This window comes from Microscilla marina ATCC 23134 (assembly GCF_000169175.1).
GTDB classification, from domain to species: domain Bacteria; phylum Bacteroidota; class Bacteroidia; order Cytophagales; family Microscillaceae; genus Microscilla; species Microscilla marina.
The window spans coordinates 91,324-102,957 of sequence record NZ_AAWS01000021.1; the positions used below are offsets into that span (position 1 = coordinate 91,324).

Consider the following 11,634-nt stretch of genomic DNA (forward strand, 5'->3'; position numbering starts at 1 on the left):
TTATTCAAACCAATCCCCGTTGATCTATAGCATACTATACTATGAGCGAACAAAAGATAAATACTACGGCTAAGGTTCAAAAAACTAAAAGAGCCAAAACCCCCAATTTGCTGCAAATGGAAGCCGTAGAATGTGGAGCTGCTTCTTTGGCGATGGTGTTGGGGCACTATGGCAAATATTTACCTTTAGAGCAATTGCGCTACGATTGTGATGTAACTCGTGATGGTAGCAAGGCAAGTAATATTCTAAAAGCTGCTCGTAAGCAGGGGCTCAAAGCCAAAGGTTATCGCAAAGACCCCGAAGAGTTGTTGCAAATGCCTATGCCCACTATTATTCACTGGAACTTTAACCATTTTTTGGTACTGGAAGGCATCAACCGAAGCAAAGATCGGGTATATCTCAACGACCCCGCTCAAGGGCACAGGGTGGTATCTTATGCCGAGTTTGACGAAGCTTTTACTGGAGTAGTCCTTACTTTTGAGCCTGAGCCACATTTTACGAAAGGTGGACGAAAACCCCAAATATGGCATGCCATTAGAGAACGTATCAAGGGCTATAAAAAAGATTTGCTGTTTGTAGTATTGGTGGGGCTATTGATGGTTGTACCAGGACTTGCCATTCCTGTATTTTTACAACTCTTTGTAGACGAAATTCTGGTAGAAGGGCTTAATGATTGGCTCATTCCATTGATTATGGGTATGGGGGTTGCAGCGTTGCTCCAGGGGGTGCTTGAGTGGCTCAAAAACCGTTATTTACTGCGTTTAGAAACCAAAATGAGTCTGGCTACTTCTTCAAAGTTTTTTTGGCATGTATTGCGGTTGCCTGTCGATTTTTTTCAACAACGCTACGCTGGAGATATTGGCTCAAGAGTAGAAACCAACAGTGATGTCTCAGAATTGCTTTCTCGGCAGTTTGCCCGCAATTTTCTTGATTTGCTGCTCATCGTATTTTTCTTTGTAATTATGCTACAGTACGATGTGGTATTGTCATTGGTAGGCTTAGGGTTTGCTTTGGTCAATATTCTGGCGCTTCGATTAGTGGCAGAGAAACGCGAAGAAAGTTATAGTCAGTTTCAACAAGCAGAAGGTAAATTGACTGGTGTGGCTATGAGTGGTTTGCAAATGATAGAAACGATCAAAGCAAGTGGAGGAGAGGATGATTTTTTTAGAAAATGGGCGGGTTATATGACCAAGGTGGTCAATGCTGAACAAAAAAATGCAAGCTGGGGTATATTCCTCAATGCAGTGCCTACTGTACTGAGTGCACTTACTACCATTACTATATTGACTCTAGGCAGTATACGGGTAATGGATGGCTACATGACCATTGGTATGTTGGTGGCTTTTCAGAGCCTGATGGCGAGTTTCTCAGAACCAGTAGAAAACCTGGTAAACCTGGGTGGAAAGCTACAGGAAGCTAAGGGCGATATGAACCGCCTCGATGATATAATGAAAGCCCCTATTGACGAGCAAACCGAGCAAAACGCGCATAAGTTTGAGCATGGTCAAAGTTTTGACTACAGCATTATTACTAAAAAACTGGAGGGATATATTGAGTTTCGTAATGTTACTTTTGGCTACAGTCGTTATGCTGAGCCTTTGATAGAAGATTTTAATCTAAAAATAGAACCTGGTGAACGGGTAGCTTTAGTAGGTGGATCGGGTAGCGGTAAATCTACTCTTGCCAAGTTGTTGGCAGGGTTGTATCAACCCTGGAGTGGAGAGATATTACTAGATGGCAAACCCCGAAATTCTATCCCACGTGAAGTAGTCAATAACTCGTTGGCTATGGTAGACCAAGACATTTTTCTGTTTGAAGGTGCTACCAAAGAAATATTGACTTTATGGGACAATACCATTCCTGATTATTTGATTACACAAGCTGCTAAAGATGCCTGTATTCATGATGTAATAGGTTCACGTAAAGATGGTTATGAGGGGTATATTGCCGAAGCTGGCAAAAACCTGAGCGGAGGACAACGGCAACGCCTGGAGATTGCCCGTGCGCTGGTAGGTAATCCGTCGGTACTGGTGTTGGATGAAGCAACCAGTGCGCTCGATCCATTGACTGAGAAAGAAATAGAAAACAACATCCGCCGTCGCTCTTGCTCAGTATTGGTAGTAGCTCATCGTTTAAGTACCATTCGTGATAGTGATGAAATAATTGTGCTGCGTTATGGCAAAATTGTAGAGCGGGGTACTCACGAAGAACTCAAAGCAAAGGAGGCTGCTTATGCTGCATTAATAAAGATGTGATATAAAAAATAAAAGAAGCTAATGGGGATGTATTGGTTGATACAGCCCCTTTTTTGTGCTTAAGCTAAAGTATCGGCTACCTGTTTTATAGTATGTGTAATGCTTTCTTCTTTGTTGGTTAAACCTTGTGCTACATTACAAATATCTTCCAGGATATTGCTCAAGAAGCTGAAGCTTAAAATATTTGTGATCGGTTGAACAGCTGCCACATCACTGATAGAACCTATAAAAACTGTATTGCTTGTTTTTTCAGCTATAGCTTGGCTGACTGGTTTGGCTGTTTCTTTTTTGGCTGCGGGCCTTGCCTTTGCAGCTGGTTTGGCTGTTTCTTTCTTTGCTGCGGGCTTTGCTTTTGCAGTATTTGCCTTTGGAGCTGGTTTGGTCGCTTCTTTTTTGGCTGTGGGCTTTGCCTTTGCAGTAATTGCCTTTGGAGCTGGTTTGGTCGCTTCTTTCTTTGCTGCGGGCTTTGCTTTTGCAGTATTTGCCTTTGGAGCTGGTTTGGTCGCTTCTTTTTTGGCTACAGGTTTTGTTGTAGTCGCTTTTGCCGATTTTTCTTTTTCAGTCTTTTTTTGTTTTGCCATTGTTCAACTAGTTTGGAAATGAATAGATCAATTAATTTATAACGTGTGCCAATTATTTTTGTTTATTGTGATTAAATAATTGATAATTAACAGGTTATAAATAGCCTTTGCTTAAATTGAAGTTCTAATTACACAAAGATTGGTCTTATTAATTCATTTGCCAATCATTTTGTGAGTCAATTTTATATTTCTGGTACTTAGTCAAGTGTCGAGTCGGGGATAAACTTTAGCGGTGTAGTAAAGTAATTCTGCGAAAGTTTAAACAAGCTCTGGGTGAGTTTGATGAAAAAAATAAATTAAACATTTTGATTTTATATTGTGTCTAAATGTTTTTATTGTGGTAGCTTTGAACTGAGCAAAAGCTATGATATGAGCAATCAATATGACAAGATATTTAAGGAAAACATTGGCGAACACTTTTTGTCTTTGAGCAAAACCTACTTAGGTATAGAAGTAGCAAGCAGTGAAGAACTCAAAGATAAATTGCAAACTACGCTGGAGCGAGAAGCTGATTTTTTGAGAAAAATAACGACACCTAAGGGTGAACAAATGATTATTCAGTTGGAATTTCAGTCTACCGATGAACAGGGCATGGCAGAGCGAATGCAACTGTATTTTGCTATTTTGCGACAGAAATATAAACTTCCCATACGCCAGTTTGTGATTTATGTAGGCAGCAAACCGCCCAAAATGCGTACTCGCCTAAAGCCAGAAGAGGTTTTTACAGGGTTTGAATTGCTTGACTTGAGGCAAGTCAGTTATACCCAATGGCTTGAATCAGATATTCCTGAAGAAGTCTTGCTGGCGGTACTGGGTGATTTTCAGCAAAAAAAAGTATCAACTGTTTTGAAACAAATAATTTCAAAAATTGTCAAACTAATTGATGACCCTGGTACGTTACAAAAGTATATCAGGCAACTTGCTACCTTTGCCCGATTGAGAAATTTAGTAATTGAAACCGAACAAACATTAGAATATATGGGACTTACTTATGACATTGAAAAGGATGTTTTTTACCAAAGAGGGGTGAAAAAAGGCCAACAAGAAGGAATAGAAAAAGGTCATCAAGAAGGAATAGAGAAGGGTATTACACAAGGCGTAGTTAAAATGGTCATTGCCTTACTCAAATCAGGCAAGATGCCTTTGGAAGAAGTAGCGCGTATTGCCGAACTTTCTGTAATAGACGTTCAAAAAATGGCTGATCAAATCAAAAAGCCCGACTCCTGATAAGAACCGGGCAGTAGAGTTATTCTTTTTTGACACGTAGCGACTCAAGCAGCTCAAAATTGTTGAATAAATATTGCACCTCTGTGAGATGAGCTTGCAAATAATTTTTGAGTTGTTTGTGACGATGATGACGCAAGTGCTCTAGCGGAATTTCGGCATCTAACACTACCACCTCTAGCCGTACCCTTAAACTTTGGGCAAACAAGTCAATCATTGATGATGGAATCGCTTCTGGTTGGGCAGGCAAATTTAATTTCATACCTTGCATACTGTAAAATTTATATTTTGCAAAAAGCCCTTGAGGAGGTCGGTCAAAACTTACCTCTTGGGCTAATTCTCACCGTGAGAATATGTAACAAATATAACTAAAAACGAACACTTTTACAAGAGGTTTTTTTGGATTAAAGTGTTTGTAATCAGTGATTTATGTTTGTTAATACCCACTTAGTTAAATGTTTCTATTTACCCCCAGTGTTTGCCTTGGCGAAGATTTACAGCACAGATAAATCACCTTAAATAACCATTGCTACAGGTGACGCCCCACAAAGTGATCATTACATAATGTTCACCAAAAACAGGAAAAATGCTGGAATAAGCCAAATTGGTGCTTTTATTGTACAGAAAAAGGAATCTACATCTGGCAATCCTAACCAGGTGTATTTTTTTTTGTGTTAAACCAATGACAATTCCTGTGAAAACATTCTTTTGTTCTTTCTCTTTTCTAATAGTATTTATGTTTGCTGCCCAAGCACAAAAATACAAAGGGTATAAGTCTATGAAAGACGCCCTTAAAAATCCTGAAGCTGTACACAAACTCAATATAAGCAATCAACAACTCACAAGTTTACCCAAAGGCATTGACCGCCTCCCTGGTTTGTTGGTGTTGGGGGTTTCGGGCAACAAGATAGAGGTGTTGCCTTCTACGATCGACAAGTTACAACAACTCGAAGAACTTTGGTTCAATCACAACCATTTGCATACTTTGCCCGAAAGCATAGGTAAGCTAAAAAAACTCCATGAACTTTGGCTCAACCATAATCACCTAACTAAGTTGCCCGAAAGTATAGGCGAGCTCGATCATCTGGAAGATTTATGGCTTGACCATAACCAACTGACTGTTTTGCCCGAAAGCATAGGTAAACTGGAACATTTGGGTATTTTAAACCTGGGGCACAACGACCTCATCGAGTTGCCCGAAAGCATAAGCAAACTACAAAACCTGAAGAGTCTTTACCTCAACAAAAACAAGCTCGCAGTGCTGCCCGAAAGCATTGGCTTGTTGCAAAACCTGCAATACCTCGATGCTCAATCGAATCGTTTGCAAAGTATACCCGAAGAAATAGGCCAACTCAAAAACCTGAAGTACCTTTCGGTAGATGGAAACCACCTGGCTGTAGTGCCCGAAAGCATAGGCGAACTAGAGCACCTCAAAGAACTTCACTTGTCGCACAACCGCCTTACTTTTTTGCCCGCAAGCATTGCTCAACTCAAAACCCTCAAAGATTTATACTTATTGTATAACAAACTTACTGGTTTGCCACCTGGTTTTGGCAAACTTCAACACCTGAAAGACATTAATCTATCACATAATAGAATCACTACTTTTCCTATAGCAATTACTAAGCTTACCCAGCTTAAATCATTGGCTTTAGACAGTAACCAGCTAACGTCATTACCCGCAAATGTGGGTAACCTTGAACAGTTAGAGGTACTTTCGCTCAACGACAATCAACTCATCAAGTTACCTAAGTCTATAGGCAAGCTTACCAATCTCACCACCTTGTCATTGATCAATAACAAACTTACCGATGTACCTATTGAGATTCAAAACCTGCCCAACCTGGAATATTTAGTGTTGGAAGGCAACCCTATTTCAAAGAAAAAACTGAAAAAAATTCAAAAACGACTACCTAATTGTACTATAGATTTTTAAGGTTACTTTTTGTTTGTTTTAAATGGTTTTGTGAAGATTTACAAAACCATTTTTTGCTTAAGGGCTTAATATGTTTATAATACACATTACCAAAAGTTACTCAATCAATGCTCCGCAGTGATTTTAGTCAAAGTTGTTTGCTGTTTAACTTTGTTGAGCTCGCCAGAGGCTCGGTTATCAGTCATTGATGAATTTAAAAACTATTTAATTGGGTGTTTAGGCATAAAACCGAAACACTTTTAAAAATAAAGCGAGTATGCAATCTTAATATAAAATACTGGTTTACAGCATTTAACAAGGTGAACATTTACTCGAATCAGCTATGGACTATCGACTAAATACTATGGACTATTGTCAATCAAACTATTTTACAAAAAGATGAATACAGTATCCGAAACACTTTCAGCCTCTCAACTCAGTCACTTTCGCAAAACCCTGCATCAATACCCAGAAGTGTCAAACCAAGAGCATCAAACCGCCCAACGGGTAGTTGATTTTCTTAAAAAATACTCGCCCAAGCAATTGCTAGAGCAAGTAGGAGGCACTGGTGTAGTAGCCACTTTTGAAGGAGCTCAGCCAGGCAAACATGTATTGATTCGTTGCGAGCTAGATGCTTTGCCCATAGCCGAAATCAATGATTTTGCCCATAAGTCTATCAGCGAAGGAGTGGGGCATAAGTGTGGGCACGATGGGCATATGGCGATAGTAGCTGGCTTGGCGCCTTTTTTACAAGATTTGCCAAAGGGCAAGGTAAGTTTACTTTTTCAGCCTGCTGAAGAAACTGGAGAGGGGGCTTTACAAATGTTAGACGACGAAAAATTTAAGGCAATTCAGCCCGATTATGTGTTTGCGCTGCACAACCTACCAGGCAGCCCATTACATCAAATATTAGTAAAACCGGGTGCTTTTAGTGCAGCATCTAAAGGGATGATTGTTAGGCTCATAGGAGAAACATCGCATGCGGCTGAGCCTCAAGATGGTAAAAGCCCGGCATTGGCAATGGCAGCTATTGTGCAAATGTTGGATGGTTTACCCACAGCCCACAGTTTTGAAGATTTCACACTTATTACTGTTGTCCATGCCCTTTTGGGCGAAATAGCTTTTGGTACTACTCCGGGCTATGCCGAAGTAAGGGCTACCTTGCGTACTTTCTCAAACAAAGACATGCAAAAGCTTACCAATGAGGCAGTAAGTCAGGCCCAAGCCATTGCTCAAAAATATGACTTAGGCATTGAAATAGCCTGGACTGAAGCCTTTGCTGCCGCAGTGAATAATGTGGCTTGTGTAGAAACTATTAAAAAAGTAGCCAAAAGCCACGAACTGGAGCTGAAACAGGTAACTGCCCCTATGAAATGGTCAGAAGACTTTGGTCAGTTTACCGAACGTTATCCAGGGGCATTGTTTGGATTAGGGGCAGGCGAGCATCACCCACAATTACATAATCCAGATTATGACTTTCCAGACGAAATATTATCTACAGGTATAGCCATGTTTTGGGGCATTATACAAGAGAGTCTATAGCCTTACTCCAATCAATAAAATATCATCACGTTGCTCGGTATCGCGCATGTAGCGTTCCAGTAGCGTGTTTAAAAATACTTTTTGCTCGAGCAAAGGCAAGTGGTGTATTTTTGCCAGGGTGTGTTTGAGACGACGAGTACCAAACTTTCGCCTTTTGACATTATTTTGATCAGTAAAACCGTCTGATTTGAGGTAGAGCAAGCTATTGGCAGGCAGGGTAAGGCGGTGGTTTTCAAAGCCCAAAGGGTGTTTTATTTCTCTGCCTATGGCTCTTCTACTGCCTTTTATTTCCTTAAGGGTAGCATCGTTTGCATCAACATAAACCAAATGACTTTTAGCACCAGCAAAATCGATTTGGGTTTGCCCATCAGGCAGTTTTTCTACTACTACTATAGACATATCCATTCCTCCATCGCTATGCACCCCGTTTTTGGTTAATATATTCAATACTTCGTTATCCAGACGTGTCAGGATTTTTGCTGGATTAGTAATCTTTAGAACATTTACAATTCGATCGAGCAGCATGTGCCCAATCAACGACATAAAAGCACCTGGTACCCCGTGCCCGGTACAATCTACTGCTGCCAACACTACCTTGTGAGTATGGGTAAGCACTGAAGGGTTGGCAGGGCGAGGAAAAGTGTCTTGATGTGGGTGAGTTTTGATAGGGTTGATCCAATAAAAATCGCCCGACACCACATCTTTAGGCTGATAGATGATAAAGTAGTCGTTGAGGAGTTGATCAAACTTACTTTGGTGAGGCAAAATAGCTTGCTGAATATTATTGGCGGCCCTGATGCTGCTATCTAGTTTGTGGTTGGTACGGGCAAGTTCTTTGTTTTTGGTCGCAATAAAGTCTTGTTGGCTCAATACCTCCTCTTGTTGTTGTTGTAGTTCCTCATTTTGGGTCAGTATCTCACTGTTGGCTTTCTTGAGTTCTTGAGTACGTTCTGCTACTTTTTGTTCCAGCTCTCTTTTGGCATTCTTTTCCAGTGAGAGAATCTTGAGCTGGGCTTCTTGTTCTTTCTTAAAATTAAGGTAAATATTGTGTCCCAATCCAGCACCAAACATAATGTTTTGCCACAAAATGCCTGCCTGTAAAAATAAACCTGGTTCAATATCAGTAATAAGCCCCAATGAAGCGACACTGTTGAGGGTTAAACCAGCCAAAAACAAAAAACTACCCACCAACAGGTACTTGGCAAAAGTAGCTCCCCTATTATAAACAATCACTATTATTGTGATGCCTGCTACCATATTTACCAGGTTGATGATTGACAACATATTAGTAGCCACAGCGTGCTTGTATTGATAGAGTAATACCCCACTGATGAACAAAGCCATTAAGCGGGTGATAATCATCAACACAAGGGCATAGTCTATATACTTTGATAGTTGGCGAGTATGAAGCACCACCCGCATAAACTGGATATAAGAAATCCCTGCTAATTGGCTTGCCACCAGCCATATAATATAATCATGAATGTTATTGTGGCTTATAAAACTTAAATACCCATAACTAGGGAGGTAGCCTATAGAAAAACTAATAGTTTGTAAGGCAAACAACAGATAAACTACCTCTTTGGTACTAATAAAAACGGTAATGGCAATGAAAAAAATAAGCCAAAAAAAGCCATGAAATACCCCTTGCGTAAAATTTTGTCGTTTGTTATGGGCTTGTTGACTTTGGTCGGTTACTAGCTTGGTCTGAAAATCTATAACCTGAGAAGGGTAATTGTGTATTTTGTAATAGATGGTATACAAGCCCTGAGGAGTCAGGCGTACTTCGGCAAGTTGATCGTACCAGTTGCCCAACCCATGCAGTCGGTCTTTAAAGTCAATCATAACCCCAGTATTTTGTCTATCTTGAAAAGCGGCTGCCTGATGGTCATATATATACACATGGGTAGTATCATTGACCCCTAAGTGTAAAAAACCTTTGATAAAACGAATACTGGTATTGTGCAACCTCAACTTTACCCAATAAGTATAGTTTGAGTTGATAGGCTTTTGGTAGCCACGAAGGGGAGTAAACTGTCGGTTGTATTGATGTTTAATATCTGAAAATGATAACTTGTGGGTAGGGTCGGCAAGTACTTGAAGGTAAGGTGTAAGGTCTAAATCATCAAAATCAGAGTTATTAAGGGTTAGTAGTGGCTCACTTGTCGTGGTAGATTGAGCAAAAGGCAAATGTATATTTAACAGCAATAATGCAGCAATAAGCCATAATGAGGTATATGTAGCAAGAGCGTGAGTCATTAAAAAAACTTAAGTTATGATGCAAAGCCTGGCAACGAATATGATAAACTTAAGACATATTTGCAAAACCAGCTGTATTGAGTAAGCTTTTATCCAAAAAAGATACAAAAAACTGTTTTTCCCCTATATTTTTTTCAAAAAACTATTACAAACTCTATCGCCTTGTTTTATACTTTTAAAACAAACCTAATACTTATACTCCATGTGGTTGTATTATTTAGTACAATCACCAAAACACATTCTTGTGTACAATATTTTCTTTCTTTTCAAACACATTGCTTTGCAACTTTGGGCAAATGGTTGTATTATTAACTATTCATTAATTAGTATAATTTTTTTGGTAAACACTGGTTTGCCAATGGCAATATATCGGGCTTCTTATGGTGGTACTTTCAGTTCCTGAAAGTATCTCTGAGAAGCTTTTTTTATAACCTGACCTTGAGAAGATTTCTCAGGAAAGGTGTCTGACTCAATCACAAAATAATCAACAAACTTTAAACAAATTTATTGATGCAAACAGGAGACAATGCACTTAAAGCAGTAGGCATGCCTGAGTGTCATGGAAGACAGTTTTTGGATGCTGCCGAGCAACAAAAAACCATTATCATGTCACGAGCACCTGGCAAGTATGCCACTAAGCTTATAGAAGAAGGATATGCCTCTAAGGGCTTTCATAATAAAGCCAAGTCTTGTAACTGGGGCCCTATGGCGGGTTTTGTAAATACTCATCCATTATTTAGCAAGGCGGGGCTTACTGTAGACGGACAAAATAGCCAGAAAAAAAGCATTAAAAAAGCGTTCAAAGCTGGGGCACAATCCACTCAGGTGGTGATTTCGGAAGCGCGTCGTCTGGAACTCATCAATGACTTAAGATTGCTAAGAGAAGTACCCGAAGATTCAGGTTTGAAGCTATTTCGTGAAATGAACAAGCTAAATGGTTTGACCCCAACCTGTTACAAGTTTTCGCCACTAATGACCCACGTCAAGGGCGATTATGTCAAAGAAGCTTCAGGTTATCGTTTTTACCTCAAAGAACGTTTTTTGCGTACTTCGGACGAATTTACAAGTTGGCAAAGTGCTTTTGTCAATACCTCATTGCCCAAACTCTGGGAGGTATACTACACCGTTCCCGAAAAACCAGCCGTATTCTTACCTGTCAAGTCATTTGTTGATCCTAACTTTAAAAAAGTAAATATGGATGATTATATGAGTGACAGAATTATTCACTTATATGCCACTACTGCCGATTTTGACTTGTTTTCGGTGTGGGTAGACCGCACTTTGGTGCAGCAGCAAATGGCGCAATACAAACTCGATGGAAAGCCCGAAAAGGCTGAGGAGCTGGAGTTGATGTCCAGAGAAATGGATATGCGCCCAGCGGCTACCCTTACCCTCTTTAGTTACTCTGCCACCGAAGTGCACGAAGATGCAGAGGTGGGTAACATTACTCCCCGCCTCTCTTTACTTAAAAATATATTGAATGAAAAGTTCAAAAAAAACTGCGGGTATAATATGGGCAACTTGGTACACCATAGTGATGAGGCTGGGCGCCCAAAAATAGATGATGTAGACTATCCTTTTATTGCTTTTTTGCCCGATAACAACGAGGTGGCCACTGCCTATAAAAGCAGAATTATTACCATAGATGGCAACGGAGATTATGAAACGGTCAAGCGAGAGTTTAAAGGCTTGATAGACAAGGCAGTGAATGCAAATTTTAGGGTATGCTTGAACCCTGGTTGGGCTAAAGACCTGGGTGAAGATAAATATTTGCAATACATCATTGCTTCTAATCCTAAAAACAATCCTTTCAGAAAACATTACAAAGAACCTACTGTGGTAGGCTAATCGCAAACTA

General features: G+C 40.0%; 8 protein-coding genes. 5 read left to right on the forward strand and 3 right to left on the reverse strand.

Annotated elements, in window-relative coordinates:
• The first annotated feature begins 41 nt into the window (after window positions 1-41).
• Window positions 42-2,255 (forward strand): NHLP family bacteriocin export ABC transporter peptidase/permease/ATPase subunit, encoded by a 2,214-nt coding sequence (locus M23134_RS19665; protein WP_002699088.1) that lies wholly within the window; start codon window positions 42-44, stop codon window positions 2,253-2,255.
• A gap of 59 nt (window positions 2,256-2,314) precedes the next feature.
• On the opposite strand, the gene M23134_RS41255 is transcribed toward M23134_RS19665, so the two are convergent.
• Window positions 2,315-2,836 carry a hypothetical protein gene (locus tag M23134_RS41255; RefSeq protein WP_002699090.1) on the reverse strand — a complete coding sequence of 174 codons (522 nt, stop codon included), beginning with the start codon at window positions 2,834-2,836 and terminating at the stop codon, window positions 2,315-2,317.
• A 369-nt stretch (window positions 2,837-3,205) separates the two neighbouring features.
• On the opposite strand from M23134_RS41255, the gene M23134_RS19675 reads away from it, so the two are divergent.
• A complete protein-coding gene (locus M23134_RS19675) occupies window positions 3,206-4,063 on the forward strand; it encodes an RpnC/YadD family protein (RefSeq protein WP_045113925.1) in 858 nt (285 codons plus the stop codon).
• 19 nt (window positions 4,064-4,082) lie between these two features.
• Here M23134_RS19675 and M23134_RS19680 read toward each other — a convergent pair whose 3' ends face one another.
• Complete coding sequence (locus M23134_RS19680; RefSeq protein WP_157558556.1) at window positions 4,083-4,322, reverse strand: hypothetical protein; 240 nt, start codon at window positions 4,320-4,322, stop codon at window positions 4,083-4,085.
• A gap of 432 nt (window positions 4,323-4,754) precedes the next feature.
• On the opposite strand from M23134_RS19680, the gene M23134_RS19685 reads away from it, so the two are divergent.
• Window positions 4,755-5,996 (forward strand): leucine-rich repeat domain-containing protein, encoded by a 1,242-nt coding sequence (locus M23134_RS19685; protein ID WP_198145058.1) that lies wholly within the window; start codon window positions 4,755-4,757, stop codon window positions 5,994-5,996.
• A gap of 378 nt (window positions 5,997-6,374) precedes the next feature.
• Window positions 6,375-7,517 (forward strand): amidohydrolase, encoded by a 1,143-nt coding sequence (locus M23134_RS19690; RefSeq protein ID WP_045113926.1) that lies wholly within the window; start codon window positions 6,375-6,377, stop codon window positions 7,515-7,517.
• Here M23134_RS19690 and M23134_RS19695 read toward each other — a convergent pair.
• Window positions 7,512-9,776, reverse strand: a complete 2,265-nt coding sequence (locus tag M23134_RS19695; RefSeq protein WP_002699102.1) for a SpoIIE family protein phosphatase — start codon at window positions 9,774-9,776, stop codon at window positions 7,512-7,514. The two genes, M23134_RS19690 and M23134_RS19695, sit on opposite strands and share 6 nt — an antisense overlap.
• A gap of 510 nt (window positions 9,777-10,286) precedes the next feature.
• On the opposite strand from M23134_RS19695, the gene M23134_RS19705 reads away from it, so the two are divergent.
• Window positions 10,287-11,624: an insecticidal toxin complex gene (locus M23134_RS19705; RefSeq protein ID WP_002699106.1), complete on the forward strand. Its 1,338-nt coding sequence runs from the start codon at window positions 10,287-10,289 to the stop codon at window positions 11,622-11,624.
• Window positions 11,625-11,634 lie beyond the last annotated feature (10 nt).

Excerpts from the sequence above, each read along its gene's own strand:
- M23134_RS19665 (WP_002699088.1), top strand. The coding sequence starts at position 42 with ATGAGCGAACAAAAGATAAATACTACGGCTAAGGTTCAAAAAACTAAA.
- M23134_RS41255 (WP_002699090.1), bottom strand. The coding sequence starts at position 2,836 with ATGGCAAAACAAAAAAAGACTGAAAAAGAAAAATCGGCAAAAGCGACT.
- M23134_RS19675 (WP_045113925.1), top strand. The coding sequence starts at position 3,206 with ATGAGCAATCAATATGACAAGATATTTAAGGAAAACATTGGCGAACAC.
- M23134_RS19680 (WP_157558556.1), bottom strand. The coding sequence starts at position 4,322 with ATGAAATTAAATTTGCCTGCCCAACCAGAAGCGATTCCATCATCAATG.
- M23134_RS19690 (WP_045113926.1), top strand. The coding sequence starts at position 6,375 with ATGAATACAGTATCCGAAACACTTTCAGCCTCTCAACTCAGTCACTTT.
- M23134_RS19695 (WP_002699102.1), bottom strand. The coding sequence starts at position 9,776 with ATGACTCACGCTCTTGCTACATATACCTCATTATGGCTTATTGCTGCA.
- M23134_RS19705 (WP_002699106.1), top strand. The coding sequence starts at position 10,287 with ATGCAAACAGGAGACAATGCACTTAAAGCAGTAGGCATGCCTGAGTGT.